Source organism: Patescibacteria group bacterium, from assembly GCA_028717685.1.
Taxonomy (GTDB): domain Bacteria; phylum Patescibacteriota; class JAQUNI01; order JAQUNI01; family JAQUNI01; genus JAQUNI01.
The window spans coordinates 88,558-113,391 of the sequence record JAQUNI010000001.1 but is presented as its reverse complement, the minus strand read 5'-3'; the positions used below and the strand labels follow the sequence as shown (position 1 = coordinate 113,391).

Genomic DNA, 24,834 nt, shown 5'->3' with positions numbered 1-24,834 from the left:
CACTACAAACTACCAACTAATCCTACTACCCACTCTTCTGCGGCGGTTCGGCGACGCGAAGCAGCTCTTCTATTGTGGTTACTCCAGTCTTAACTTTTTCAATGCCGTCTTCAAAAAGTGTTTTTGAACCATCCTTACTGGCGAGTTGCCAGATTTCTTTAGTTGACGGGGAGTGTAAGATGAGATTCCGCATCTCCGGAGTGATTTGGATGAATTCAAAAATAGCAGTTCGTCCTTTGTACCCCGTATAGCCGCACATCTCGCACTTCTTCCCTTCATAGAGCGTGATCGACTTTTTGGAAAGATATGGCATAACTGACCGAAGCTGAGGCGTCTTCCAATCATTTGCCGATTTGGTAACACTATGCCGGCAATGTTCGCAAATTTTACGCACGAGTCGCTGGGCGACAATAACCTCAAGCGTGGAAGCCAAAAGAAACGGTTCAATGCCCATATCCAGAAGCCGAGGAATGGCGGTAGCGGCATCGTTGGCGTGAAATGTGGAGTAGAGAAGATGGCCGGTGAGTGCCGCATTTACGGCGATTTCTGCTGTTTCTTCGTCGCGAATCTCGCCGACCAGAATAATATCCGGGTCTTGGCGGACGATAGAACGCAGTCCTTTGGCAAAAGTGAGATTTGTTAGAGGATTGATTTGAATTTGATTCACGCCGAGCACCCTGTACTCCACCGGGTCCTCAATAGTGGTGATGTTCACCTCTGGGCTATTTACAAGTTTCAAAAGTGCGTAAAGCGTAGTGGTTTTTCCGGAACCAGTGGGACCTGCTACGAGAATCATGCCAAATGGTTTTGTGGCGGCTTGCTCAAGTATCTGCTGATGTGCCGGCGAAAGACCAAGATCACCAAGAGAAAATCCTTGCACATATGCCGAGAGTACGCGCAATGCCACTTTTTCTCCTTCAACAGTGGGGACAACTGAGGTTCTAAGGTCAACAACAACGCTATCCTTTTTGCCCGCTGGAGCGTTAGCGTAGGAGGAAGCTTTAAAGGAGGAGGGTTCATACCGGAGCGAACCGTCTTGCGCGGCAAAGTGTTCATCAATGCGCAAACCGCTTTGCACCTTGATGCGATTAAGAATATTTTCGTAATATTCTTTGGGGATCCTGCCGGTTTCTTGTAAAACGCCGTCAATGCGAAACCGCACAAGCACATCTTTCTGCCTGGGTTCAAAATGGATGTCGGAGGCATGATATACGAGCGCGTCATCAAAAATTTCTTCCAAAAGCTCTGGCGCGACTCGCCCTTTGCTCTCAATAATCTTAGAGAAGCGGGTTTCAAGCGGCTTTTGATAATGCACAAAGCTCGCGTTGATGTCCTCGGTCAGCGAATAGACAATGCTCAACCTCCTGCCGACAAACAGCTTTTCTAATTCCGGCAGGAGTGTTGGATCTTCTGGATTATCGGTGGCGACTACGGTTTTGTTTTTTTCTTCAGCGAAAATAACCGCGTGATATTTTTTCGCGGTCTCCTCCGGAATTTTTTGCACCTGCAGAGGTGCGGGTGGTGCTGAATTTAAGTCAGCGTAGGGAACCTTGAACGATTCGGCAATCGCCTGCCCCAAGAGGTCCTTGGTGATGAGATTTTCTTGGAGCAGATACCCTATGAATGACACTTGGTGCGTTGTGGCAAAATCATCCGCGTTCTTAACATCTTCTTCAGTAATATAGTTCCCTTTTAAGAGAATCTTCTTTATTGTTTTGTCGTCAAATTTCACCCCGTTGGAATTGACTGTATCGTTTTTTAATTTGTCCTTCATATTTTATATTTTTATTTTTTTCCCCGTTTTAACCATAAAAATAACTCTAGCGGGGTTCACAAGAAAATAGTTATTCTAGAAGTTTTATTACCTTCTCAACGATGGTTGCAATTGTCGTATTGGATTTAATAAAAAACTCCTTTGCGCCGAGCGCTTTCGTACGCTCCTCATCCTTATCTTGACTCAAATTAGTAAGAACCATGACCGGAGTTTTTATTTTTTTCTCTTTAAGGATCTCCAGTACCATAAATCCGTCCACATTGGGCATTACCAAATCGAGAAGGATGAGCGCGTAGGTTTCTTCTTGGAGAAGTTTGATTCCCTCCTCGCCATTAAATACCGCTTTCACCTCAAAGCCCGCGTGCGTGAGTTTAAGTTCAAGCGCGCGTGCCATTGGCTTTTCGTCTTCTATGATGAGAATTTTTTTCTTTGTTGTTGCCATATGAATGTATTATATTAAAAAATTATCCACAGATATACCGAGGGCTTTGGCGATTTTTTTAGAGTTTCTTATAGTGAGATTACCTTGTTTTCCTGCTTTAATGTCAGTAACCGTATTATTGGAAACATCGACAAGATGGGCTAATTTTCCCTTATGATAAGCCAATTTTTCCCCTTATCCGTTTTTATATTGATTTTGCCCGAGTTTATTATAATTTATTAGCAATATTAAATTGCGGAATACTTTATATATGAACATTACCGCCTGCCACATTCTAATATTACCAAAATATTTGATAAGAGACAAGGGAGCAGAAATCCAGAAACGCACGCGCCCCAGTAGCAGAATGCTTCGTGTTTTATCTTTATTTTCTCCAAAAAGTTGCGGCGCGCATAAGGAGGTCAAGCGAAAGCTTGACACGCGGAGGTCGCGCGAGGGTAATTGTCAGACTTTCGTCTGACCTCCGAAAAGTTCGCGGTATAGCCCTTTTTATTTCCAAAATTTTTGATATAATATAAGCAAGATGCCTCTGCAGCGGGATAGCAGTTAGACAATTAATTTAACTAATTAAAACCAAATCTATGCCTGAAGAAATCAAATTTAACCCTGAAGAAGCTGGGGACCCAGATTTATCTCCTGAAAGCGAAGAGCAAAAAGGTTATACCTTCCGGATAGATCCGCCTGCTATGAATAAAGACCTTTTAAGAAATTCTTTAAAAAAAGGGGGTGGACCAATCTACTTTGCTCTCAAAAATAGGGGAGAAATCACTCTATCGTTTAGTGAACCAGGCAATACGAATGCCTCTGACGCCATTTGGGGGGAATTATCTTTGAAAAATATCGGAAATATCCACAATGAGCAATGGGAAAGCGCATTATCATTCTTGGATTATAATCAGGCGGAGAAAGCTGGCCTGCACAATAGCAAAACTTTAGAGGGAATAAAATCAGGTATTATGGATTTCTTAAATATCAAGGATAAGCCAAAAGACATGGTGCCACGCAAAGTAAAGTAAAGCAATTGAGTGTAAGAGGGGTGATAATTTTGATATGAGAAATTATGCCAAAATTGGCAGTCGCAAAGGTCGGCCGGCGTATCGGACATCGGCAAGTTTTCGGTACCGAAAAAATTTAGAGATTTCTAAAATTAAAACCCGCAAATGTCATTATGGCCCGTCAGCAAAATCAAAGTGAACTAAAAAATTATTTTAAGGAGGGAAAAATCTATATCCACCATGAAACTTACGCAGTTTTGAAAACCAAGAGACCTTTACCTAATGCGTTTGCGGTGATCCAAGACCAGAAGGAAACCACTGTCGTGATAGAACAAGAGAAAATTCCTGAATATGGTGTAATATCCGTGGAAAATGGATGGAAAATAATTACTTTTGATTTAGTTTTCCCCTTTGAATTAGTGGGTTTTCTGGCAAAAGTCACTACGTCGTTAGCTCTGGCAAAGATCAGTGTTTTCGTCCTTTCCAGTTATTCCACTGATCATATTTTAGTGAAGGATAAGGATTTAATTCAGGCAATAAGAGTATTAAAAAGTTTAGGCTTTAAAAAAGTGAAAAAATAAAATATGGATGTTACGCAAGCAATTCGCGAACGGCGCAGTATTCGAAGGTACAAAGCGGATCCTGTGCCTGAAGAAAAACTGAATAAAATTTTGGAAGCCGCACGGCTCGCCCCTTCGGCGCATAATGCCCAGGATTGGAAATTTATTGTGGTGCGCAACACAGAGATTCGCAAGAAGATTAGTATTGTTGCCAACCAAAGTTTTATCGCCGAGGCGCCTGTTGTGATCGCGGCTGTGGCTTTGAATCCTAAAAGCCTGATGTCTTGCGAAGTTCCCGCCTATGCGGTAGACTTGGCTATTGCCGTGGAGCATATGGCGCTGCAAGCCACCGCGGAAGGATTGGGCGCTTGCTGGATTGGCTCTTTTGATCAAAAGAAAGTAGAAGCAATATTAAAAGTGCCGGAGAAATATAAAATAGTCGCCCTTTTACCTATTGGCGTTCCAGATGAAACGCCAGCGGCAAAGCCGCGCAAGAACATTACAGAGATTGTGTGTTGGGAAAAGTTCAGCTAGATTCTTTTTGTGAAGGAGGTTTTCATATGGGAAAGAACGAGACCAATAACAAGGAGTTGATCCGAAATAATTTGCCATCCGCGCTACTCGCCGAGTATGATGCGATTAGAGAGGAAGACATAATTAGTCCTCCCGCTCTGGAGACTGAGCTTGGTGGCGGTCATTCTCGGCAAAGCCTGGGGATGTCCACAAAAACGCTATACACATTGTGTATGCGGCATCAAAGTTCATCTCAATCTTTATTGCTTTGGTCTTTGTTTTGGACAATAGTGGCAGGAGAATTCGGTCGTCCGGGTTACTTCGTCGCCATAGGCAGTGATTTTCAGGTGTTTGATATCTCTTAGATTACCCTAGCATTTTTTGCTAGGTTTTTTAATTTAAAAAAAACTATTCATTAGAGATGAATGGTTTATCTCGTGCCTTTTAGAGAAGAATACCTGCCGTTAGGCAAGTTAGGTATCAAAAAATCCCTTACCTTCCAAGGTCTTTTTATTCCGCTCGCAAAGGCGCGGGATTTATGGTGCTTTAAAGCCTTTTTGATAATTAAACTTATGTTTTACGCCGATCGTTTCTTTTAGTGCGATATATTACGGTTTCAGATTATTGGGGCGAGGATTAATCTCCGTAGTTACGAGGTTCAATAAAAGTAAAGGTGGAGACGATTTCGGGAAATACATCATCTATTTGACCTTCATATAATTCAATGATCACATCGTTAGTTGGTCGCGCGTCAAAGAAAACATAGGGATCATTTAACTTCCTTGCCTCTGCTCCCTCGCATCCCTCTTTAACCCAATACCAGGCTTCAATTCCTTTAGCGCCGTTTTTAGCGGTTACTTCTTGGGTTTTTTCTGGTCTATCTTCATGACAGAGATTAATAAATGAACCTTGGGTTTCTGCGAATTCTTTAAGGGTGAGATTTTTATTCTGGTCGTTTAAATAGATGCCCTCAACAACCATTGTTTTGTCCGTCTCGCCTGGTGTTTCTGTTTTTTCCACGATGAAGGTGCCCTCATCGCCTATTTCTACAGCGTCCGTGAAGGGATTATCCCCCTCGGAAAGAGGCATTAAGATTAATTTAGGGGGATACTGCACGGAATAATTAAATCTCTGATTTACATATGTATTCCAGACTCCTGTATTATTTTTTTTGGTTGTTGTTGCTGCTGGCGCGGGAGCGGATTTTTGCGTTTGATCCGTCTTATTATCCTTATACCAGTAACCAGCGCAAATTAAGACGGCGGTAATAAGCAATAACAAGATGAAGGTCAGGACTGTTTTAAGAGAGGTAGTTGGAGATTTTTTTGTTTTTTCCATAAGGTTTTTTGTTTTTTTAAGTTTCTGATGATACTATATAATTGAATATTAATTTTGTCAAAGATTGAATGGGGGATAAGCTGTTTGATGGATTGATATATAAATCTATCACTCCGCAGAGACTGCGGAGTATTCTTCTCTAAAAAGGCGAAGGGATAAAGATAAAATAAAAAAGAGTCTTTTTTAAGACTCTGCGGGTATGGAGAAGAGGATAATAATCTTCTCTACCCCTTTTTCCCAAAAACCTAACTCGCGCGCCATCCTTTCGGAAAGGTCAAACTTTCTTTCGGGATGAGGCACGAGATGTTCATTCAGATATACTAGTTCTATTTTACCATTCTCCATAGCACAATCCCACGGTCCGCGATCGGTCACGCGGGCGATGACTTCTTTTTTAGTCCGCGGGTTTTGCACCGTCACCCTTTGGTTTAAAGGTAGAATGGTTTTTGATAGATTCGTGGCAATAGTGAAATTATTTTTATCAAATTTTTCGCCATTCGCCATTATTTTGCCGTGGAATATTTCGCCATACCAACTGGCAAGCGCTTCAATTTTAATTTGCATTATCTTGCTGCGGGGCAAGCGCGATGTTGTTATGGTATAATGAACGTTACGACATAAAATTGTTTTCCGCGCATTTTCTTTTTTCTCGGACCGTTGAGTCGGCAAATTCTGCGTAGGCGTAATGGGTATCGCGGGATGTGTGAGTTGATAAACGAGCACCCCTGCCAACATAGAAATAATAAGGACAAGCCATACTTTTATCATTCTGTTTTTCCTCCCTATTTTTTCGGTTTTTGGGGAGTGTTTAATATAATATAAAAATCAGGAAAAGTCAATAGCAGAAGGCTTTGTGGATAAACATTTGTCAAATCAAGACAAAAATTGTATAATTATTTCAGTAAGAGGCGAGACATATTTTATCGCTGAAGGTCATATTTTTTGTGATATGTTGTATTTTTTAAAGAAATGAAGTAGAGAGGAACGCCTGAATAAAAAAATAAACGATTTTAAACCTCATCTGTTAATAAAAATCAACTCCTAATTTTGCGGGGAAATTTTTGGGTTTTTAAGAGGATTACTATGGGATTATTGGCAAGATTAAAAAAAAGAAAGGAAAAGAACCATTACGCTCTTGCTTTGGATATCGGGACAGCGGTAGTAAAGGCTTTGATTTTCAAGGTAGATTCTAAAGAGGGTAAAGGTTATGTTGGTGGAGTGGGTCGCGCGAATCAGGCTTTCGGCGACATGCAATCAGGCGCGGTGACGGATATTGCCGGCGTCGTCACTACCTGCGAGAAAGCGATCCGGGAAGCGGAGAAGGAAGTGGGTTTTCGCCCCACGCAGGTTATTTTGGGTATTGCTGGCGAACTTGTTAAAGGGTCCACAACGACCGTGCATTATGAAAGATTGAAGCCTAAAACCAAGATTGATATGCCGGAATTAAAGAATATTCTGCATAAGGTGCAATGGAAAGCTTTTGATAAAGTAAGGAAGCAGCTTGCTTGGGAAACAGGGCACGCGGAGATTGACGTGAAATTGATTAACGCGGCGATTGTGGATGTCAGGATTGATGGCTACAGGGTGACTAATCCTTTGGGTTTTCAAGGCAAAGATGTCTCTATTGGCATCTTCAATGCTTACGCCCCTTTAGTGCACTTGGGCGCGCTTCAGACTATTGCCGCGGAATTAGATTTAGATTTACTCTCTATCGCCGCCGAGCCTTACGCCGTGGCGCGTTCCTTGGGGCTTGAAGACGCGCCGGAATTTTCCGCTATTTTTCTTGATGTAGGCGGCGGGACGACGGATATCGCGGTCGTGCGCAATGGAGGTGTGGAGGGGACCAAAATGTTCGCCCTCGGCGGACGCGCTTTTACCAAAAGAATCTCTCAAGAATTAGGGATAGGATTGCCCGAGGCAGAGGAATTAAAAATCAAATATTCCTTAGGTCAGTTAGATATAAGAGAGCTCAATCGCGTTAAAGAAGTTTTGGCCGGCGATACGCGAGTCTGGATGTCGGGTTTGGAACTCGCTTTATCAGAGTTTACTGAATCTGATTTATTGCCTTCGCGGATTCTGCTTTGCGGCGGCGGCTCTCTCTTGCCGGAAATCAAAGCGAGTATTGTGAATCCTCGCTGGTCAGAAGATTTAGCTTTTGCCAAACTGCCGCAAGTAAGTTTTATTAAACCGGAGGAAGTGGTAAATATTGTGGATCAAACCGGGAAACTCACCCAGACTCAAGATGTGACGCCAATGGCGCTCGCAAACTTGGCTCTGGATTTAGCTGGCGAGGAAGGGGCGATGGGCGGCATTTTAAGGCGCGTGGTGAGGATGATGCAAACATGAGATAAGTTAAAAGTTAAAAGTTATGCAAGAGAAATCAATGCAAGCGATTGAAGATTTTTATCTGAATCTAGGATATCAGGGATATAAATTAAGAAAAGTTTTAAAAGAAGATAGGCATTATCAGGAATTACTTCAAAGAAGAAAACAGAGATTGACAAAGCAGTTTCAGTTAACCCCATTAGAGAAAAGCAAATATGTTTTAGCCACCGATATTGATTTTGAAATTTTAGCTCAATGTAAAAAGTTGGAAAAATTGCATCTGACTTCAGGAGATAAGATATTAGTGCAACTCATCAAATCTCAGTTAGAAGATGATTGGCGAAAACCTTTATTGAAAATATTAAATCAACTTTTAAAAAAATATAAAAAGAAAAATTTTTAGTTTTGACCTGTAGTTTTGAGTTTTGACATTTGAGCTTTGAGTTTATTATTATGAAAACCATTTACATTGATATTGATGAAGAGATTACGAGCGTAATTGATCGGATTCGGAAGATTACCGATAGAGAGATTATTTTGGTAATTCCTCAAAGGGCTCTCCTCTCGCAAAGTTTCATCAATCTGAAGCTTTTAAAAAGCCAGGGTGACATTTTAGGCCGAAAGATTATTATTGTTACCGCCGATCAACTGGGGAAGCATCTGGCTACTCGCGCCGGCTTAGAAGTCCGAGAAAAAGTAGGCAACCAAGCAGTCTTGACTACGGAGATTGAAAAGCCGCAAGAGACGAAGATGGGAAATCCAATCCCGCAAAGAGAAGATTGGCGTCAATCTTCTCCGCGAGCCGCCAATCCATTTTTGTCCCCTGATGGCGTGGCCGCGGTCTCTGTGTCTGATATTATTCGCCGTGCCAAGAGCAATAAGTTTTACCCTTTACGGCAAGATTCTTCCTCTGGGCAGACTAGTCTCGCCGATCCAAGGCGGAGGTCGTCGCCTGTGGAATCTGATTCTTCCCGCCCGCCGGACCCTTCTCCCGAAAGAGAATACAGAGGGAGGATAAAGAAGAGATCTAAACGAAAAACAACAAGGCTTTCCTCTCTTTCGGCAAAAGTGGGTTTAGGATTTATCGGCTTTAGCTTTTTTCTGATTTTAGTGATTATTTTTTTGATTTTACCAAAGGCAACGGTTACGATTGTGCCCAAGAGTGAACCTTTGAGCGAGAACGTGAGCCTTGTCGTGAAAGCTGACGTCCCTGCAACGGATAATTCAAAAGAGGGCATTAGCGGGCGGATCATTACTTTGGAAAAACAGGAAACGCGAATTTTTAAACCTACGGGAAAGAAACAGGTTTTAGAAAAAGCGCGGGGAGAGGTCATCCTTTATAATGAATTGGGCGTGAGTCAGCTCCTTGTGCCCACTACTCGTTTAATGTCGCGAGAAAATATTTTATTTCGGACAGAAAGTCAGGTGACTATTCCTCCTGCGTCAGTTTCTGGCGAAGGCAAGGTGATTCCGGGCAGCGTGAAGGTCGGCGTGGTAGCGGATCAGGCTGGTCCCGAAGGCAATATCGGACCATCGGATTTTTACATCGTGGCCTTTTCGCCCGCTAAACAAGAGAAGATTTATGCGAAGAGCAGTAATCCATTCGTCGGTGGAATTTCGCGCGATATAGAAATAGTAACCCAAAAGGATTTAGAGGAAGCGCAAAAAGCGATTACTGAGAGTCTCACGTCTAGCGCCCGCGCAGAAATTAATAATAATCTCCCTGCTGGGTTTACCTTATCCGAGGGGGCGCTTATTAGCGAGGTTTCGGAAGTGAAACACAGTAAGAAGGTTGACGAGGAAGCGGATACATTTGAGACCGTCGTTAAAATTCAAATGAGGGCGCTCATTTTTTCCCAAGAAGAGGCTCGGGATGCGGCCTTGCGCGCGGTAAGTAGTCTTTTGGGAACCGATAAATATATCCTTAATCTTTCTGAAGAGGGGGTAAGTTATAAGTTAGAGAGCGTTGATTTAAATGAAAAAAAAGCCCTAATGACGGTGCATATAGAAAAGGAGGTATTTTGGAAAATTGACGAGGGGAAGGTTAAGGAAAAGATTGTCAATTTAAACAAAGAAGCGGCTCAAAAATATCTGCAATCGCTTGCGGAGGTACGGCAGGTAGATATTCGCCTTTGGCCATTTTGGGTTCGAAAGGTTCCTGCCTTGGAGAAAAAGATAGAAGTTCAAGTTTTAAGCGCCCTTCCCTAAAGAATAGTTGGTAAATTTAAGAAGTTGTAATGTTAGAATATTTAAAAGGCATTTGTCTCCGCGAGATAAGGATTTCGTCATATTTCTTTGGGAGGTATTGCTTCTTTAGTGTCTTTGGTTATATAATATAAAAACACCTTGAGCGTGGTTTTTAAACTACGCGTGGCCCCGTTAGAAATATATTTCTAACGGGATCTAACGGGGTTTATCACGCAGGGTAAATCGGGTTTAGCAGAAATCCTTGTTTTTTTTAGTATTTTATGTTACATTAAGTAAGATTTTCAAGGGGTTTTATTTCCTATGATTAAGTTCAAGAAGACTAAAAATAATCCTGTGTTTTCCGGCAGGATGTCCAGAAAAGATGTAATTGAAATGGAGGGGAAAGTTTCCGAAGTTTTGCCATCTACGACCTTTAAGGTGAAACTGGAAAACGGCCATGAGATTTTAGCACATCTCTCCGGTAAAATGCGGCTGAACAAGATTCGGATTATGCCGGGTGACAGGGTTCGCGTGGAATTAAGTCCTTATGATCTTTCCCTCGGCCGCATCGTTTATCGATCATTATAGTCTTTAATGCTTCGACTTTGTTCAGTACCTTTTCAGAGCTCCTTGAGTCTGAAGACTCTTCGGAGTCTGAACGACCTGAACGGCCTGAACTTTGCCGAAGAGTTAATAATTTTGGATTATGAAAGTCAGACCTTCTGTAAAAAAGATTTGCAAAAAATGTAAAATTGTCCGGCGGAGGGGACGGGTTTTTGTGATTTGTGAAAATCCCAAACATAAACAAAGGCAAGGCTAACACCGAATCTAGAATTACGAATTACGAATCGCGAAAATCTAAAATTAAGAATGTGCTGTCAAATTTCATAATTCATAATTCATAATTCACAATTCCAATTTTATGGCTCGCATCGCAGGGGTTATTTTACCTCCCAATAAGAGAATAGAGATTGGTTTAACCTATATTTATGGCATAGGGCAATCTTTGGCTAGAAAAATTTTAGTGGAGGCGCGGGTGGATGTCGATAAACATGTGTCTCTCCTGACGAGTGAAGAAGAAGGGAGGCTCCGGGATATTATTGAAAAAAAATATAAGGTGGAAGGGGATTTAAGAAGGATAGTCGCCACCAATATTAAACGTCTTAAAGAAATTGGAAGTTATAGGGGCTCGCGGCACGCGAAGAATCTTCCTGCCCGCGGTCAACGTACCCGCACCAACTCTCGGACAGTGCGGGGCAATGTCCGTAAAACAGCAGGCAGCGGTCGCAGGTCGGCGTCAGAAAAAACATAAAATCTGAATAAGGAATAAAGATGAATAGCCTTTTTTCTTCTTTCCTAATTCCTGATTCACAATTCCTAATTCCAACATTATGGGCAAAAAGAAGATTAAAACAATTGAATCTAATGCGGATTACGATACAGAGCAGAAAGCCAAAACGGGCGAGGCGAAACCCGAGGGAAAACGCAAGAAAATTCGGAAATACGTGCCGCAAGGTCAAGCACACATTTATGCTACTTATAATAATACTATTATTAGTTTGACCGATTTGCATGGTAATGTGATTGCCCAAGGTTCTGCTGGACGCTTGGGATTCAGGGGAGCAAAGAAATCCACGCCTTATGCCGCTTCTAAAGTAGCTCAAAGCGCTTGCGAAAAATCACAGATTTATGGTTTAGAAAAGGTGGACGTTTTCTTAAACGGGATTGGGTCGGGGCGTGAATCGGCAGTGAGAGCACTTGCGGCCAACGGTTTAACTATTCTATCTATTCAGGATGTTACGCCTATTCCTCACAATGGTTGTCGGCCGCGCAAAGCAAGAAGAGTATAACTAAAGGAAGTGGGAATCAGGAATCAGGAATAAAGATGAACAGCTTTTTTCCTCGCTTCCTAATTTCTGATTCATGATTCATAATTCCCTATTCCTAATTCCGAATTTATGGCTAAATTAATAGGTCCTAAATGTCGCCTTTGTCGCCGTGAAGGAATAAGACTTTTTTTAAAGGGTGGGCGGTGTCTTAGTCCTAAATGCGCGATGGTGCGCAAAAATTATATTCCTGGCAGGACAGGCCCTAAAGCCTTTAATGCCAGGCTATCCGAATATGGTCTTCATTTGCGCGAGAAACAGAAACTGCGCCGTCTTTATGGTATTCTGGAACGGCAATTCCGCCGCTATTATAAAGTGGCAAGTCAAAAAAAAGGAGTTACCGGCGATATTTTGTTTCAAATTTTAGAATCCAGATTGGACAATGTCGTTTATCGGGCGCAATTAGCTCGTTCGCGTCAGCAGGCGAGGCAATTAGTGAATCATGAATTTTTTGTAGTCAACGGTAAAAAAGTTAATATCCCCTCTTATGAGGTGAAGGAGAAGGATAAGATTGCCTTAATTCCCAGGGCGCAAAATAATAAGTATTTTAAAGAACTTGATTTGCCTGTGGAAGCACCCGTAACGTGGCTTTCTGTAGAGCCTAAAACTAAGGTAATTACAGTTTTAAGAAAACCAGGTCGCAGAGATGTCGATCATTCCGTGGATATGGCGTTGATTGTGGAGTACTATTCGCGTTAATAACATTTTAGATAAAAAGCGCTTCAAGGCTTAGAGATAAAAATTTACCCTAAGTCTTCAAGAAGTGTCTTTTAGAACCAAATAATATGGAGGAAATTCAATTACCGCAAAAAGTGGAAATCATTAAATCCCAAGGGAATCGGGCGACTTTAGTAATTGAGCCCTGTTTTCCAGGATACGGTTTAACCCTGGGCAATGCTCTGCGGAGGGTATTGCTTTCCTCTTTGCCTGGAGGGGCGGTAACCGCGGTAAAGATTAAGGGGGTGGATCATGAATTTTCCGCTTTGCCTTTTGTGAAAGAAGATATGGTGGATATCATTTTAAATTTGAAGCAGTTGAGGTTCAAAGTGTATAAAAGAGAACCAGTCAAGATTACTTTAAATGTTAAGGGTGAAAAGGAAGTGAAGGCGCGTGATATAAAAACGGGGAGCGATGTGGAGATCGCTAATCCCGATTTGCGCATTGCGACCTTGACGGATAAGAAAGCTGAACTGGAGATGGAAATTACAGTGAGTCAAGGGAGGGGGTACAAACCAGTGGAACAAAGGGAGGAAGAGAAGCGCGAAATTGGTGAAATTGCCGTTGATGCGATTTTTACTCCTATTAAGAATGTATCCTACAAGATTGAGAATATTCGGGTGGGAGAAATGACGAATTTTGATAAGTTGAATATAGACTTGGAGACGGATGGTACAGTGAGCCCTAAAGACGCCTTGGAAGAAGCGGCAAAGATTTTAGTGAATCATTTTTCTTGTCTGGCAGGGTTAAAACTGGCTAAAGTCAAGGAGATGATTAAAAAGACTCCGAGACGGAACGTAGGGGATAAGAGAGAGAAAGCGGTTTTGGCAAGCGCCGCCATTTTAGAAGATTTGTCTTTGGAGGAACTAAGGTTATCTAAGCGGACGTTGAACGCTCTCAAGAAGAAAAGAGTTACCAAGGTGAAAGATTTAGCTAAAATGACTGAAGAGAAGTTGGGCAAAATCCCCGGCATTGGTGATTCGGCGAGAAAAGAGATAAAAAGAATTCTAGGTCGGAAAGGAATTTTATTGCAGCAAAAAAAATAAATCCCGCACTTTCTCGTGAAGTATTAAACCTCGGAAGGCAAGGATTTCACTGATATCTATTCATACCCGTTAGCCTAGGCTCGCGGGGTACTCTTCTTACAAAGGTGTGGGGTAAAAAGATTTTATTATGCGTCATTTAAAGAAGGGAAATAAATTAAAAAGAACTCCCGATGAAAGAAAGGCTTTGCTTAGGCAGTTGGCTAATGCTTTGATTTTGCATAACCAAATTGTGACCACAGCTGCCAGAGCGCAAGCGGTGCGGCCTTTAGCGGAGAGATTGGTGACCCGGGGAAAAGAATCGGAAAGTTTGGCGAACCGGCGTTATGTTTTGCGCTTTTTGACCAAAGAAGCGACTGGAAAAGTTTTTAAAGTCCTAGGGCCGAAATATAAAACGCGCCCTGGCGGTTATACCAGAATAATCAGACTTTCCTCTCGTGCTGGCGACAGTGCAAAAATGGTGAAGATAGAATTAGTGTAAAATAATTTTTATAATTTATAACTTGAAACTTGTAATACAAGGCTTGAGTCACAAGTTATAGGCTATAAGTTACAAAAGCTTTAATTATTAGCTATTGTATTTAATATTAGAAATTAGATATTATCTCTATGAAAGTCAAAGGGAGAGAAATTGAAAGAGAGTGGCATCTCCTTGATGCCAAAAATAAAGTGCTGGGACGTTTGGCAGGTGAGACTGCTATTCTTTTAAGGGGGAAAAACAAGCCCCAATTTGTTCTCTATGAAGATCGGGGGGATTGGGTGGTAGTGATTAACGCGCGTCAAATAAGGGTCACAGGCAAAAAGGTCGAGCAAAAGAAATATTATCGTCATAGCGGCTATCCTGGCGGTTTAAAGACGGAAACATTTAAAAAGGCCTTTGGTCGCGATCCGTCTCTCGTATTAAGAAGAGCAGTGAGGGGAATGCTGCCCGATAATAAATTAAGGAAGACAATGTTAAGACGGTTAAAAATTTTTACGGCTCAGAAACATCCTTATCAAAATAAGTTTACCTCGTTATCAGAACATCAGAGGTCGTTTTAAGCTTTAGTTTGTGGTAAGGGTTTATTATTTCTTAAAAAATTTTTATCTTCTAAGTTTTCAAAAGAACAATTAATTTATGCAGAGTTCAAAAAAAACGAAAAGTATTTCCAAAAAGGTGAAGGTCAAACCCGGATCTAAATCGAAAAAAGAGACTCCCGCGCAAATAGCGGAGAAGGAAGTGGACCTGAAGGTATCCAAGGGCAAGGGATCGCGCAAGGGGCGTTATTTTTATGCTGTGGGGAGGCGAAAAGAGGCGGTTGCGTGTGTCAAATTAAGGGTCGGAAAGGGTCAGATCACAGTCAATAATAAAGATTACCCAAAATATTTTTTAGAATCCCGCTTGCAAAAAATAGTATGCGAAGCCCAGAATTGTGTCGGTCGTCCGGAGGGTTTTGACTTGGAAGTGAAGGTCAAGGGTGGCGGGGTCAAGGGCCAATCCGAAGCAGTGCGCCATGGGATTGCGCGAGCTTTATTCCTTTTTGAGCCCAATTTCCGGAAAAGGCTAAAACGAGCCGGTTTCCTAAAGCGCGATCCGCGTAAAAAAGAGAGAAAAAAATACGGGCTCAAAGGAGCCCGGCGCGCGCCGCAGTTTTCCAAGAGGTAAAGTATGCGGCGCCAAATCCTTCACCAAAGATTTTGGTGTGCCCCCACCATCAATGTATTGGTGTGGGGGTAAACTTAAACCTGAATTTTTTGTTAATTTGTTAAAAAGGTGTCGCTTGCGAGCGACACCCTAAATGGCGAAGCCGCCCTTAAGATTCTATTCTTCTATTAATCTCATCTCCATAATTTCCCTTTCTTCTTGACTATTTTGGGAAAGCATAAAGATTCCTTTTGTATCTTTATTCCAGTAAATTCTGGTGTCAGGGATGCGGGTGTTTTTTATCTCGGTAATATAGTGGGTATTCATCTCTGGCGCTGCGTCAAGAAATTTTAATTTTCCTTCCGCAGTGAAGGTTATATATTGTGATCGCGGCCACCAGCCGACATTTTTTAGAATTCTGCTATCTCGCGTTAAGATTATATTCTCTTCATCTTTTAAGTAATAATTCCCTAATTGATGCTCGTTAAAATAGAGCAATCTTTGTCCGTCTGGCGACCAAATTGCGTCTATTACGTTAGACGCAATTTGCAAGGTTGATTCGTCTTGGATTAAGAAAAGATCATTATCCGCGAGAACGGCAATTTTTTTTGCGCCCGGGATAATCTTATATTCTTCTCGCGCCGGCAAAGAAGCAATCATTTGGGTGCGATTCAGAAGACGGTAATCTTGAGCAACGAGGGAATAATTTCTTTGATCTTCTTGAATCCAGAAAAGGCCGTAAGCATTGGGCGCGTAGGCTTTAATGTTTTTTTGGAGCAAGGTAATTTCAAGTTTTATAAAGTTCACTTCATAAAGATCACCTTGGCTTAAAAGAAATAGCCTCTGATTATTACCCGCTTGCCAATGCACCTCTTCAATTGGTTTTTGGAAGACACTTCCTAAATCTTGAATTTTAAATGAATAATCTGGCGCATCATTTGCCTTCAGATTCAAAATGCCGTATCTTTTTTGGCTTTTTTCTTCTCTTGTTAAAATCGCTTTCTGACTATCCTCTGACCAATCAAATTCATCAAAATAAATGTCAGAAATTTTGAGATTTTGTTTTTTGTCCAGATCAAAGATCCAGAGACCTTTATCCTCGCCCTGCGCGATATTATAAATAATTTTTTTTTGGTCTGGGCTTAAATTAAAATTATTGATTTGGCCGGCTGTCAATACTTCTTCTTCGATTTTTTCTGGGAAGAGGATAATGTGTGTTGCCGAGGTTACCAGTTCGGGCTTTACGGTCAAGGTCGCTTGCCAGTCTTGGTATCCGGGTTTGGTGACTTTCAGGGTGTAGTCTTTGGGTTTTAAGCCATCAATTTTTGTCGGGCTTAAGTTTTGATAGAGTTTATTATTCAGATAAATACTAGCGCCGCGCGGAATAGTTTTAATGCTGATGGTGCCGGTTTTCGTGAATTCTAAAGTTTGGAAATCAAAACGATACCCTCGAGCGTAAAAACAGACTAAAGGGGCAGCCAAGAGAAAGATGAAGATGATTAGAAATAGAAGAAAGCGGCGGAAAAGATAGGGCATAAATCAATTGTTTGTTATTTAACTGTTTTAGTGTTTGTTCTTGAGAATTTAACCATATTATAATCCAGCCAGCCATTGAACAAGGGAAAATAAGGCGGCATTTAACTTAGCATATTAAGAACCAATTGTCAAAGTCATTTATGGCAAAATTTATTATCCAAGGTGGAAAAAAATTAAATGGTGAGGTTACTGTGCAAGGCGCAAAGAATGCAGCTACTCCCATTTTGGCAGCAAGCCTACTTGTTCAGGGTAGCACGGTTTTGGAAAATGTCCCTAATATTTTGGATGTGGAAAAGATGAAGCGAATCTTAGAGCGGCTGAATATAGAGGTCGCAAGTGACCTGAGAAGCCATCGCGTGCGATTGAACGCGATGGCGGTCAAATCTCGAGGCTTAAATTTTCCCGAAGTGCGGGAGATGCGCTCCTCTATTCTTTTAGTGGGGTCACTCCTCGCGCGTTTTGGAAGAGTAAAAATTCCTCACCCTGGTGGTTGTCATATTGGCGCAAGACCTATAGATACGCATTTGGACGCTCTGCAATCCTTAGGGGTGAAAATCCGTCATGAGAAAGATTGTTATGTTTTGGAAACGAAAGCATTGAGAGGAACGGAAGTGGTTTTAGAAGAATTTAGCGTGACGGCAACTGAGAATTTAATTATGGCGGCTGTGACGGCCAAGGGTAGAACCGTGATTAAGCTTGCCGCCTCGGAGCCCCATGTCCAAGATCTGGCGCGTTTTTTAAGGCAAGCGGGAGCCAAGATTCATGGGGCGGGGACGCACACGATTGTGATTGAAGGCGTCAAGACTTTGCATGGCGTTCGGCACAAAATTATACCCGATATGATTGAAGCGGGAACATTGATTATCGCGGGTTTAATCACGGGTGGCGCAGTGAAAGTAAAGAATTTGGATCCGGGACATTTGAAGATTTTTTTGAAGAAGTTAGAAGAAACAGGCGCTCATTTTGTCGTGGGCAAGGATTATGTGCAGACTTTACCCTCGCCCCGTTTTAATGCTCTGAAAATCCAAACCTTGCCCTATCCCGGTTTTCCTACAGATTTGCAGGCGCCCTTTGCCGTGCTTTTGACTCAAGCTAAAGGCGAGAGTATGGTTCACGATCCAATGTACGAAGGCAGGTTGCAATATTTAGGGGAACTTAAAAAGATGGGCGCGAGAGTGGAGATTCTGGACGCCCACCGCGCCAAAATTTTTGGTCCGACCAAACTTCGCGGTCGTAAGATTACGAGCCTTGATTTGCGCGCTGGCGCGACCTTGGTTCTCGCCGCTCTCGCCGCCTCCGGACGATCAATCATTGAACGGGCGGAGGAGATTGATCGGGGATATGAAAATATAGAAGGAAAATTAAAGTCTTTAGGAGCGGAAATAAAAAGAGTAAAATAATCTCTCTGAATTCTCCCCCATGCCACCAAGTGAGGGGCTTAAAGTTCTATTTTTAAAAAATTAGATTATCAAGAGGTTACAACAGAAAAGGCAAGAAAAAAAATCTTGTCTTTTTTGATTTACATTTTACAACCCCTCTTGCTTCTCCCCTTATCAGGGGAGAAAATTTTTCCAGCCCCCACCCTTCATTTTCTAAGGGGAAAAAATTGACCCCCCTGGCAAGGGGGTAGGGGGGTTGATAATGTAGCTTCTAAGATTCTATGGAAATAGCCTCGCAATGACGGTCGAAAAGATATTTACGAATTCAACAATGCAACAATGCAACAATGAAACAAATATAACAATCCCTTAATTCTTGATTCTTAATTCCAACTGCTAGATTCGTTCCTTTGACTCGTCAATTTCCGCTATGCTATAATCAAGGCGTCAAGTAAGATAAAAAAAGTTTTAAGTTTTGCATTGTAGTTTTGCGTTTTACGCTTTTCGTTTTAAGTTTTCATTATGTTCACAAAACGCATTGGTATTGATCTCGGCACCGCGAATACCCTAGTCTGCGTGCCGAAGAGGGGAATGGTGATTAACGAACCGACAGTAGTGGCGGTTTCTTTAGATGACAATAAAATTTTAGCGGTGGGGTTGGAAGCGAAGCAAATGCTTGGCCGCACCCACGAAAACATCAAAGCTTCCCAGCCAATGCGCGACGGGGTGATTGCGGATTATCGGATTACCGAAACGATGCTGCGTTATTTTATTAACAAAGCGACTGGCGGGGTCAGGTTATTTCGTCCGGAAGTGATGGTCTCTGTGCCTGTGGGGATTACTTCCACAGAGAGGAGAGCGGTGGTGGACGCTACGATGAACGCGGGCGCCAAAGCGGTTTATTTAATCAAGCAACCTGTGGCGGCGGCAATTGGAGCGGGGATTCCAATCGGTCAATCCGTGGGGAATATGATTATTGACATCGGCGGCGGGACGACCGAGGTGGGGATTATTTCTTTGGGAGGGGTGGTAACCTCCAATTCTGCGCGCGTGGCTGGCAATAAATTTGATCAAGCGATTACAGATTATGTGCGTGCGAAGCATAATTTAGCGATTGGCGACGCCACGGCGGAAGCGGTAAAAATCAAGCTCGGAAGCGCTTTGCCTCTTTCGGAAAATAAAAAGACGGAGATTCGCGGTCGCGACATTGTCGGGGGATTGCCGCGCAGCATTGAAATCACCTCTAATGAAGTGACCGAAGCGATTCAAGATCCTTTGCGAGAGATTATCAACGTGATTAAATCCGTGCTTCAAAAAACACCGCCCGAGCTTTCCGCGGACGTGATTGATCGGGGGATGGTTTTATCCGGTGGAAGCGCCCTTTTACGCAATATGGATAAACTCGTGAGCAAAGCAATCGGCGTGCCTTCTTATGTTGCCGAAGATCCCCTTCTCTGCGTGGTTCGCGGCACGGGCATAGCCCTAGAGAATTTGGAACTCTACAAGCACAGTATTCTGTCTAGTAAAACTTAAAGGTAGGGCTAACTATTTTTTTAAAATGAATATAATTCTGTTTTTTTATCCGCAAGCAGGATTTTTTGGTAAAATAGGGATATATGGATTCTAGCTTAAAAAAAATAATCCAAGCCGCAGAAAATGGCGGCCGAATTCTCAAAAAATATTTTGGCAAGACGATGGAGCTGCAAGAGAAATCCACTGTTTCTGATTTTCGTACAGAGGCGGATTTGGAATCCGAAGCTGTAATCTTAAAGATTCTCTCCCTGGAATTTCCTCATTACAATATTTTTTCCGAAGAGAAAGGAATAATAGATAAAAAATCAGATTACACCTTCGTTGTTGATCCTATGGATGGCTCCAATAATTTTGTTTTAGGTATTCCCAATTTTTCGGTTTGCATCGCTTTATTGAAAAATAATGAGGTGATCTCCGCGGTGATTCACAGCCCCATCTTAAATCAGACCTATCGCGCCGAAAAAGGAAAAGGCGCCTTTTTGGAAAATAAAAAACTGCGAGTTAATCAAGAAGCGGACATCAAAAGAGTTAGTGTTGTTTATACTTGTAATGATGTTAATTCCAGAGAATACGCCGATAATCTTACCAGAAAACTAAACGCAGTAAAAGTGAAAAGAGTCTTAACTAATTGGTCGCCCGCCTTGGATTTTTGTCTCTTAGCTTCTGGGAAAATTGAGGCGATTATCAATAATGACAATGAAATTTACGATTATATTGCGGGTAAATTAATTGCTCAAGAGGCAGGGGCTTTAATCACCGATTTTAAAGGGAGGCAGGAAAAGAATGATAAAAATAGTATCTTTTTGGCGAGTAATGGCACGAAAATTCATGAGCAGTTATTAAAGATTTTATAATTGTTCCACAGACAGAAATTTAGATTGCGAATACAGACTTTTTATGTTTAGGTGCGGTCAATTAGCCCGCACTTTTTTTATTTCAAAATTATGTTATAATAAATTAAAGCCCCTTTTTGGCAAGCTATTAAAGCCTCACCGAAAAGTTGTAGTTTCTTTTCCTCCGACGAAAAAGACGGCGGGGCGTTCAAAAAGGCGCTGGACACAGAAAATATGGCGAATCCTCCAAAGAATGTTTTTTCCGGCATTGCGGGACATAAAATTCAGCTTGAGATTTTGAGCCATAGTTTGGCGCGGAAAAATTTTGCTCATGCCTATCTTTTTGCGGGCGATCCGCATTTAGGAAAAGAAGCAATCGCAAAGCGGTTTATCGCGGAAATTTTGGATTTGGCAGACAAGGAAAAAATAAGCGCGCATCCAGATGTGAAAATTGTGGAGGGAGAAAAACTGGTGACTATTGACCAGATGAGGGAACTAAAACATCATCTTGCTCTTACTCCTTATTTCGCTTCTTATAAAATCGCCTTTCTGCCCTGCGCGGAAAAGATGAACCGACCAGCGGCGAATTCTTTTTTGAAGCTTTTAGAAGAACCATCGGGGCAGACGATTTTGATTTTAATCGCTCCCTCTGCAAAAATTTTATTGCCCACGATTGTTTCGCGGTGCCAGATTTTTAAGTTTTACCGCGTCGCCCTATGCGAGATAGAAAGTTTTTTAAAGAGCGCGGGAGCCTCTTCGGAGCAAGCCCGCGTCTTGGCTTATCTTTCGGAAGGGCGTCCGGGATTGGCTTGGACTTATTTTCAAAATCCCGAGGAAGTGGAAAAGAAAATAGATTATGTCCGCAATCTGATCCGATTAAAAAGTGATTCTCTGGCCAGGCGTTTTATCTTTGCGGAAAAAGTCTCCCGCGACGGCAAAGCTTTAGAAGAGATGCTAAGAGAGTGGCTTGGTTTTTATCACAATTTAATCTTAGCCAAAAATAATTGCCTGGATTTAGCGAGTAATCCCGATTTTGCTCCGGAGATTGTGAAGGCAAGCCAAGCTTACGCCAGCCGAGAGGTTTTGTCTCTTGCGCAGACAACGCAAATCATTTTAAAAAATTTGAAATTTAATATTAATAAACGTTTGGCTTTAGAAACATTGTTAATTAATATCTAATTTTTATGACCCGAAAATCGTTCCTTCTTTTGCTCCCTATAACCTTCCTCTTTTTAGGTTTAAGCCTGCCAGGTTGTTTTCAATCCAAGCAGGCGGGGATTTGGCGATCGGATGACGGGGGTGAGACCTGGGCCTTCAAAGTGAAGATTGACGAGAAGAGTAGCATTGCCGCTTTAAATATCTTAAAGATTGTTTTTGACCCCGTGGACAAAGAGACAATTTATCTTGGTTCGGAAGGCAAGGGAATGTATGTTTCTCGCAATAATGGGGACACCTGGGCGGCAACGAAAATTACCATTGGGGACGTTTGGGATATGGCTATTGATTCTGACGACCCTAAGATTATGTATGTGAGCGTGTTTTCGGGCGGGGCAGGCCGGCTATACGCGACGCGCGACGGCGGAGAAAATTGGGAGATGATTTTTACCGACGCGATAGCGGGACAGCCCCTTTATAATGTTGTGATTGATTGGTATAATCATAATAATATCATTACCACCACGGGTTGGGGCGGGATTTTAAAATCAGAGGATCAGGGCAAAACATGGACTAAATTAGCAGAACTTACGGCGAAGACAGGAAGGCTGCAGATGGACGAGCAGGATTCTAGAATGATGTGGTATGTAACGTCTACCGAGGGTATTTTTAAAAGCGAGGACGGCGGCATTTCCTGGACGGAAATTGCCCTGGAGGGTTTAAAGCCCTTTAAGGGCGGGTCGTGGATTTATCAATTGGAAAGGGATAGGCGGAATAATACTTTTTATCTGGCGACGAGCTATGGCTTGCTCTTAAGTCAAGACGGAGGCAGGACTTGGACGCCGATGAAGACTTTAACGCCCTCCGCTTCTTTGCCGATTGTGGCGATCGCGGTGAATCCCCAGAATCAAGAAGAGTTGTTTTTTATTGCTGGGAATACGGTCTTTAAGTCGGTGAACGAGGGCGAGTCTTGGCAGGTGCGCAAAATGTATGCGGCTGAAGCGATCCATATCATCAGGTATCATCCTGTGAATCCCAACACTATTTATTTAGGTTTGAGAGCAGTCAAGAAATAATTATTTTTACCCCGTTAGAGAAAGCCGCCGACAAAGTCGGTGGTGGGAAAAATATAGACGCTGACCCCGTTAGAAACATATTTCCAAACGGGGTTAGAGAAAAGAAGTTCTCTAATGGGGTTTACTTACTATATGTTTGAGTCAATTTTTAAAAAATACGCTCCCGAGTTTGATGCGGCATTAAAGCATTTTGGTGAAGAATTGGCGGGGATACGGACGGGCAGGGCAAATCCTTCTCTGGTGGAAAATTTAGTCGTAGAGGTTTACGGCTCGCGGATGCAGATTCGAGAGCTAGGCAGCATTTCCGCTCCGGAACCGAATATATTAGTGGTGAGACCTTGGGATCAAAATGTGATTAAGGATGTGGAAAAGGCTATTGCGAGTTCCCCCTTAGGTTTAAATCCGAGCATAGAAGGGGACGCTATTCGGATTAAACTCCCTGATCTTACGGAGGAGAGGAGGGAGCAGCTCATCAAGGTTTTGAGGGAAAAACTGGAGCAGAGTCGGATTGCTTTGCGGCATTGGCGTGACAAGGTCAGGGAAGAGGTTCAAGAAGCGACCAAACAAGGAGCTATGTCCGAGGATGAAAAGTTTCGTGGTTTAGAGGAATTGGATCAGAAGACCAAGGAATATACCCTGAAATTAGAAATGATGAGCGAGAAGAAAGAAAAGGAAATCATGCCTCATTAATCTAATTTTTATATTGACCTAACTAATAACTGATGTCTAATGTCTAAAATTTTTCTTTAGTCATTGGTTATTAGACATTGGGAATTATTTAGAAATTAGACATTAGGTCAATTAGAAATTTTCCATGTTTTTTACTCTTTTTGTTTTTATTTTAATTTTAGGTTTGCTGATTTTTGTCCACGAGTTGGGCCATTTTGTGATGGCAAAGAAATTCGGAATGGGGGTAGAAGAATTCGGCTTCGGCTTTCCGCCGCGTCTTTTTGCTGTGCGGCGCGGGGAGACGGTTTACTCGATGAATCTTATTCCCCTAGGCGGTTTTGTTAAGATTCAGGGTGAAGACGGAGGAGAAAAGCAAGATCCGCGCAGTTTTACCTCTAAGTCTTATGGCAAGCGCGCTCTCACCTTGGTGGCAGGGGTCGTGATGAACCTTGTTTTAGCTGCTGTCTTAATTTCCGCGGGCTACAAGATTGGCGCGCCGCAGACGGTGGAGGGCGAGGTTAAAGGCAACATTAGGGATCCTAAAGTACAGATTTTGGAGATTAATAAAGGTTCGCCCGCTGAAGCCGCAGGTTTGGAAATAGGCGATACCGTGCGCGAGATTAATGGCAAGGAAATTAAAGAAATAGAGGATATGCAGCAAATAATCAACGCGTCGCGCGGTAGCGAAACCACCTTCCTCGTTGAAAGGGGTAAGGAATTAATTATCCTTAAAGGGACGCCGCGCGTTAATTTTCCCGAGGGCGACGGTCCTATGGGCGTGGGGCTTGTAAAAACCGCGATTATTTCTTATCCCCTGCTGCAGGCGGTGAAAGCGGGAATTATAGATACTGCTTATGCCGTGAAATTCATTGCGCGGACTTTGTATGATCTCGTTGCGAACATTATTATGACGGGAAAAGTTTCCGCGGACCTGTCTGGTCCCGTGGGCGTGGCGGTGATGACGGGGCGCGCGACTGCTTTAGGGTTTGTTTATTTGATGCAGTTTACCGCTCTTCTTTCCATTAATCTCGCGATTATCAATATCCTTCCTTTTCCCGCTTTGGATGGCGGGCGTCTGCTCTTTTTAGGCGTGGAAAGCATCATCCGTCGCCCTTTGAATCGGAAGTTTGAAAGATGGGCTAATACAGTGGGTTTTGTGCTTTTGATGGGATTGATGCTGATGATTACTTCGCGTGATGTTTTAAAATTCGGCATTGTGGACAAAATTAAAATGTTCTTCTAATATTCA

Annotated in this window: 30 protein-coding genes; 24 read left to right on the top strand and 6 right to left on the bottom strand. The window is 42.5% G+C overall.

Going from position 1 to position 24,834, the window contains the following annotated elements:
• Positions 1-25 precede the first annotated feature (25 nt).
• The 3 genes from PHW01_00610 to PHW01_00600 all read right to left on the bottom strand — a co-directional run bounded on the left by PHW01_00610 (position 26) and on the right by PHW01_00600 (position 2,381).
• Entirely contained in the window at positions 26-1,774 is a 1,749-nt protein-coding gene (locus PHW01_00610) for a GspE/PulE family protein (protein ID MDD5626506.1), read from the bottom strand.
• A gap of 70 nt (positions 1,775-1,844) precedes the next feature.
• Positions 1,845-2,216 carry a response regulator gene (locus PHW01_00605; GenBank protein ID MDD5626505.1) on the bottom strand — a complete coding sequence of 124 codons (372 nt, stop codon included), beginning with the start codon at positions 2,214-2,216 and terminating at the stop codon, positions 1,845-1,847.
• A 9-nt stretch (positions 2,217-2,225) separates the two neighbouring features.
• Entirely contained in the window at positions 2,226-2,381 is a 156-nt protein-coding gene (locus PHW01_00600; GenBank protein ID MDD5626504.1) for a helix-turn-helix transcriptional regulator, read from the bottom strand.
• A 416-nt stretch (positions 2,382-2,797) separates the two neighbouring features.
• On the opposite strand from PHW01_00600, the gene PHW01_00595 reads away from it, so the two are divergent.
• From PHW01_00595 to PHW01_00575, 5 genes are all read left to right on the top strand, one after another.
• The gene (locus PHW01_00595; GenBank protein ID MDD5626503.1) at positions 2,798-3,232 is read left to right on the top strand and encodes a hypothetical protein; all 435 of its coding nucleotides are present in this window, start codon (positions 2,798-2,800) and stop codon (positions 3,230-3,232) included.
• 152 nt (positions 3,233-3,384) lie between these two features.
• Positions 3,385-3,792, top strand: a complete 408-nt coding sequence (locus tag PHW01_00590) for an ACT domain-containing protein (protein MDD5626502.1) — start codon at positions 3,385-3,387, stop codon at positions 3,790-3,792.
• A 3-nt stretch (positions 3,793-3,795) separates the two neighbouring features.
• Positions 3,796-4,305, top strand: coding sequence for a nitroreductase family protein (locus PHW01_00585; GenBank protein MDD5626501.1), 510 nt, complete (start codon positions 3,796-3,798; stop codon positions 4,303-4,305).
• A 26-nt stretch (positions 4,306-4,331) separates the two neighbouring features.
• Positions 4,332-4,649 carry a hypothetical protein gene (locus PHW01_00580; protein ID MDD5626500.1) on the top strand — a complete coding sequence of 106 codons (318 nt, stop codon included), beginning with the start codon at positions 4,332-4,334 and terminating at the stop codon, positions 4,647-4,649.
• Positions 4,650-4,709: 60 nt separating this feature from the next.
• Complete coding sequence (locus PHW01_00575; protein ID MDD5626499.1) at positions 4,710-4,883, top strand: hypothetical protein; 174 nt, start codon at positions 4,710-4,712, stop codon at positions 4,881-4,883.
• A gap of 37 nt (positions 4,884-4,920) precedes the next feature.
• Here PHW01_00575 and PHW01_00570 read toward each other — a convergent pair whose 3' ends face one another.
• Together PHW01_00570 and PHW01_00565 are read right to left on the bottom strand one after the other, a co-directional pair.
• Entirely contained in the window at positions 4,921-5,622 is a 702-nt protein-coding gene (locus PHW01_00570; protein MDD5626498.1) for a hypothetical protein, read from the bottom strand.
• A gap of 183 nt (positions 5,623-5,805) precedes the next feature.
• Positions 5,806-6,390 (bottom strand): septal ring lytic transglycosylase RlpA family protein, encoded by a 585-nt coding sequence (locus tag PHW01_00565; protein MDD5626497.1) that lies wholly within the window; start codon positions 6,388-6,390, stop codon positions 5,806-5,808.
• 315 nt (positions 6,391-6,705) lie between these two features.
• Here PHW01_00565 and PHW01_00560 point away from each other — a divergent pair, with 315 nt between their 5' ends.
• The 12 genes from PHW01_00560 (at position 6,706) to rpsI (ending at position 15,425) form a co-directional block, all read left to right on the top strand.
• Complete coding sequence (locus PHW01_00560; protein ID MDD5626496.1) at positions 6,706-7,968, top strand: cell division FtsA domain-containing protein; 1,263 nt, start codon at positions 6,706-6,708, stop codon at positions 7,966-7,968.
• 22 nt (positions 7,969-7,990) lie between these two features.
• Entirely contained in the window at positions 7,991-8,350 is a 360-nt protein-coding gene (locus PHW01_00555) for a hypothetical protein (GenBank protein ID MDD5626495.1), read from the top strand.
• Positions 8,351-8,400: 50 nt separating this feature from the next.
• On the top strand, positions 8,401-10,155 hold the full coding sequence (locus PHW01_00550) for a hypothetical protein (protein MDD5626494.1): 1,755 nt from the start codon (positions 8,401-8,403) through the stop codon (positions 10,153-10,155).
• Between the two features lie 348 nt (positions 10,156-10,503).
• Positions 10,504-10,722 carry a translation initiation factor IF-1 gene (gene infA / locus PHW01_00545; GenBank protein ID MDD5626493.1) on the top strand — a complete coding sequence of 73 codons (219 nt, stop codon included), beginning with the start codon at positions 10,504-10,506 and terminating at the stop codon, positions 10,720-10,722.
• A gap of 118 nt (positions 10,723-10,840) precedes the next feature.
• Positions 10,841-10,954 carry a 50S ribosomal protein L36 gene (rpmJ, locus tag PHW01_00540; GenBank protein ID MDD5626492.1) on the top strand — a complete coding sequence of 38 codons (114 nt, stop codon included), beginning with the start codon at positions 10,841-10,843 and terminating at the stop codon, positions 10,952-10,954.
• 102 nt (positions 10,955-11,056) lie between these two features.
• Complete coding sequence (rpsM, locus tag PHW01_00535; GenBank protein MDD5626491.1) at positions 11,057-11,446, top strand: 30S ribosomal protein S13; 390 nt, start codon at positions 11,057-11,059, stop codon at positions 11,444-11,446.
• 79 nt (positions 11,447-11,525) lie between these two features.
• A complete protein-coding gene (gene rpsK / locus PHW01_00530) occupies positions 11,526-11,984 on the top strand; it encodes a 30S ribosomal protein S11 (protein MDD5626490.1) in 459 nt (152 codons plus the stop codon).
• A gap of 108 nt (positions 11,985-12,092) precedes the next feature.
• Positions 12,093-12,719, top strand: a complete 627-nt coding sequence (gene rpsD, locus PHW01_00525; protein MDD5626489.1) for a 30S ribosomal protein S4 — start codon at positions 12,093-12,095, stop codon at positions 12,717-12,719.
• An 86-nt stretch (positions 12,720-12,805) separates the two neighbouring features.
• Positions 12,806-13,783, top strand: a complete 978-nt coding sequence (locus PHW01_00520; GenBank protein ID MDD5626488.1) for a DNA-directed RNA polymerase subunit alpha — start codon at positions 12,806-12,808, stop codon at positions 13,781-13,783.
• A 127-nt stretch (positions 13,784-13,910) separates the two neighbouring features.
• Complete coding sequence (rplQ, locus tag PHW01_00515; GenBank protein MDD5626487.1) at positions 13,911-14,261, top strand: 50S ribosomal protein L17; 351 nt, start codon at positions 13,911-13,913, stop codon at positions 14,259-14,261.
• A 128-nt stretch (positions 14,262-14,389) separates the two neighbouring features.
• Entirely contained in the window at positions 14,390-14,821 is a 432-nt protein-coding gene (gene rplM / locus PHW01_00510) for a 50S ribosomal protein L13 (GenBank protein ID MDD5626486.1), read from the top strand.
• A gap of 184 nt (positions 14,822-15,005) precedes the next feature.
• Positions 15,006-15,425, top strand: coding sequence for a 30S ribosomal protein S9 (gene rpsI, locus PHW01_00505; protein MDD5626485.1), 420 nt, complete (start codon positions 15,006-15,008; stop codon positions 15,423-15,425).
• Between the two features lie 156 nt (positions 15,426-15,581).
• On the opposite strand, the gene PHW01_00500 is transcribed toward rpsI, so the two are convergent.
• Positions 15,582-16,940, bottom strand: coding sequence for a PEGA domain-containing protein (locus PHW01_00500; protein MDD5626484.1), 1,359 nt, complete (start codon positions 16,938-16,940; stop codon positions 15,582-15,584).
• A gap of 140 nt (positions 16,941-17,080) precedes the next feature.
• On the opposite strand from PHW01_00500, the gene murA reads away from it, so the two are divergent.
• The 7 genes from murA (at position 17,081) to PHW01_00465 (ending at position 24,828) form a co-directional block, all read left to right on the top strand.
• Positions 17,081-18,340 carry a UDP-N-acetylglucosamine 1-carboxyvinyltransferase gene (murA, locus tag PHW01_00495; protein MDD5626483.1) on the top strand — a complete coding sequence of 420 codons (1,260 nt, stop codon included), beginning with the start codon at positions 17,081-17,083 and terminating at the stop codon, positions 18,338-18,340.
• A gap of 501 nt (positions 18,341-18,841) precedes the next feature.
• Positions 18,842-19,852, top strand: coding sequence for a rod shape-determining protein (locus tag PHW01_00490; protein ID MDD5626482.1), 1,011 nt, complete (start codon positions 18,842-18,844; stop codon positions 19,850-19,852).
• An 83-nt stretch (positions 19,853-19,935) separates the two neighbouring features.
• Positions 19,936-20,706 (top strand): inositol monophosphatase, encoded by a 771-nt coding sequence (locus PHW01_00485; GenBank protein MDD5626481.1) that lies wholly within the window; start codon positions 19,936-19,938, stop codon positions 20,704-20,706.
• Between the two features lie 213 nt (positions 20,707-20,919).
• Complete coding sequence (locus tag PHW01_00480) at positions 20,920-21,864, top strand: hypothetical protein (protein ID MDD5626480.1); 945 nt, start codon at positions 20,920-20,922, stop codon at positions 21,862-21,864.
• Positions 21,865-21,869: 5 nt separating this feature from the next.
• Entirely contained in the window at positions 21,870-22,916 is a 1,047-nt protein-coding gene (locus tag PHW01_00475) for a hypothetical protein (GenBank protein MDD5626479.1), read from the top strand.
• A gap of 132 nt (positions 22,917-23,048) precedes the next feature.
• Complete coding sequence (gene frr / locus PHW01_00470; GenBank protein ID MDD5626478.1) at positions 23,049-23,606, top strand: ribosome recycling factor; 558 nt, start codon at positions 23,049-23,051, stop codon at positions 23,604-23,606.
• A 124-nt stretch (positions 23,607-23,730) separates the two neighbouring features.
• Complete coding sequence (locus tag PHW01_00465) at positions 23,731-24,828, top strand: M50 family metallopeptidase (GenBank protein ID MDD5626477.1); 1,098 nt, start codon at positions 23,731-23,733, stop codon at positions 24,826-24,828.
• Positions 24,829-24,834 lie beyond the last annotated feature (6 nt).

Excerpts from the sequence above, each read along its gene's own strand:
- PHW01_00585 (MDD5626501.1), top strand. The coding sequence starts at position 3,796 with ATGGATGTTACGCAAGCAATTCGCGAACGGCGCAGTATTCGAAGGTAC.
- rpmJ (MDD5626492.1), top strand. The coding sequence starts at position 10,841 with ATGAAAGTCAGACCTTCTGTAAAAAAGATTTGCAAAAAATGTAAAATT.
- PHW01_00555 (MDD5626495.1), top strand. The coding sequence starts at position 7,991 with ATGCAAGAGAAATCAATGCAAGCGATTGAAGATTTTTATCTGAATCTA.
- murA (MDD5626483.1), top strand. The coding sequence starts at position 17,081 with ATGGCAAAATTTATTATCCAAGGTGGAAAAAAATTAAATGGTGAGGTT.
- frr (MDD5626478.1), top strand. The coding sequence starts at position 23,049 with ATGTTTGAGTCAATTTTTAAAAAATACGCTCCCGAGTTTGATGCGGCA.
- PHW01_00570 (MDD5626498.1), bottom strand. The coding sequence starts at position 5,622 with ATGGAAAAAACAAAAAAATCTCCAACTACCTCTCTTAAAACAGTCCTG.
- PHW01_00595 (MDD5626503.1), top strand. The coding sequence starts at position 2,798 with ATGCCTGAAGAAATCAAATTTAACCCTGAAGAAGCTGGGGACCCAGAT.
- PHW01_00475 (MDD5626479.1), top strand. The coding sequence starts at position 21,870 with ATGACCCGAAAATCGTTCCTTCTTTTGCTCCCTATAACCTTCCTCTTT.
- PHW01_00550 (MDD5626494.1), top strand. The coding sequence starts at position 8,401 with ATGAAAACCATTTACATTGATATTGATGAAGAGATTACGAGCGTAATT.
- PHW01_00480 (MDD5626480.1), top strand. The coding sequence starts at position 20,920 with ATGGCGAATCCTCCAAAGAATGTTTTTTCCGGCATTGCGGGACATAAA.
- rplM (MDD5626486.1), top strand. The coding sequence starts at position 14,390 with ATGAAAGTCAAAGGGAGAGAAATTGAAAGAGAGTGGCATCTCCTTGAT.
- PHW01_00500 (MDD5626484.1), bottom strand. The coding sequence starts at position 16,940 with ATGCCCTATCTTTTCCGCCGCTTTCTTCTATTTCTAATCATCTTCATC.
- PHW01_00485 (MDD5626481.1), top strand. The coding sequence starts at position 19,936 with ATGGATTCTAGCTTAAAAAAAATAATCCAAGCCGCAGAAAATGGCGGC.
- rpsD (MDD5626489.1), top strand. The coding sequence starts at position 12,093 with ATGGCTAAATTAATAGGTCCTAAATGTCGCCTTTGTCGCCGTGAAGGA.
- PHW01_00520 (MDD5626488.1), top strand. The coding sequence starts at position 12,806 with ATGGAGGAAATTCAATTACCGCAAAAAGTGGAAATCATTAAATCCCAA.
- PHW01_00605 (MDD5626505.1), bottom strand. The coding sequence starts at position 2,216 with ATGGCAACAACAAAGAAAAAAATTCTCATCATAGAAGACGAAAAGCCA.
- PHW01_00610 (MDD5626506.1), bottom strand. The coding sequence starts at position 1,774 with ATGAAGGACAAATTAAAAAACGATACAGTCAATTCCAACGGGGTGAAA.
- infA (MDD5626493.1), top strand. The coding sequence starts at position 10,504 with ATGTCCAGAAAAGATGTAATTGAAATGGAGGGGAAAGTTTCCGAAGTT.
- PHW01_00560 (MDD5626496.1), top strand. The coding sequence starts at position 6,706 with ATGGGATTATTGGCAAGATTAAAAAAAAGAAAGGAAAAGAACCATTAC.
- PHW01_00565 (MDD5626497.1), bottom strand. The coding sequence starts at position 6,390 with ATGATAAAAGTATGGCTTGTCCTTATTATTTCTATGTTGGCAGGGGTG.
- rplQ (MDD5626487.1), top strand. The coding sequence starts at position 13,911 with ATGCGTCATTTAAAGAAGGGAAATAAATTAAAAAGAACTCCCGATGAA.
- rpsM (MDD5626491.1), top strand. The coding sequence starts at position 11,057 with ATGGCTCGCATCGCAGGGGTTATTTTACCTCCCAATAAGAGAATAGAG.
- PHW01_00465 (MDD5626477.1), top strand. The coding sequence starts at position 23,731 with ATGTTTTTTACTCTTTTTGTTTTTATTTTAATTTTAGGTTTGCTGATT.
- PHW01_00590 (MDD5626502.1), top strand. The coding sequence starts at position 3,385 with ATGGCCCGTCAGCAAAATCAAAGTGAACTAAAAAATTATTTTAAGGAG.
- PHW01_00580 (MDD5626500.1), top strand. The coding sequence starts at position 4,332 with ATGGGAAAGAACGAGACCAATAACAAGGAGTTGATCCGAAATAATTTG.
- PHW01_00575 (MDD5626499.1), top strand. The coding sequence starts at position 4,710 with ATGGTTTATCTCGTGCCTTTTAGAGAAGAATACCTGCCGTTAGGCAAG.
- PHW01_00490 (MDD5626482.1), top strand. The coding sequence starts at position 18,842 with ATGTTCACAAAACGCATTGGTATTGATCTCGGCACCGCGAATACCCTA.
- rpsK (MDD5626490.1), top strand. The coding sequence starts at position 11,526 with ATGGGCAAAAAGAAGATTAAAACAATTGAATCTAATGCGGATTACGAT.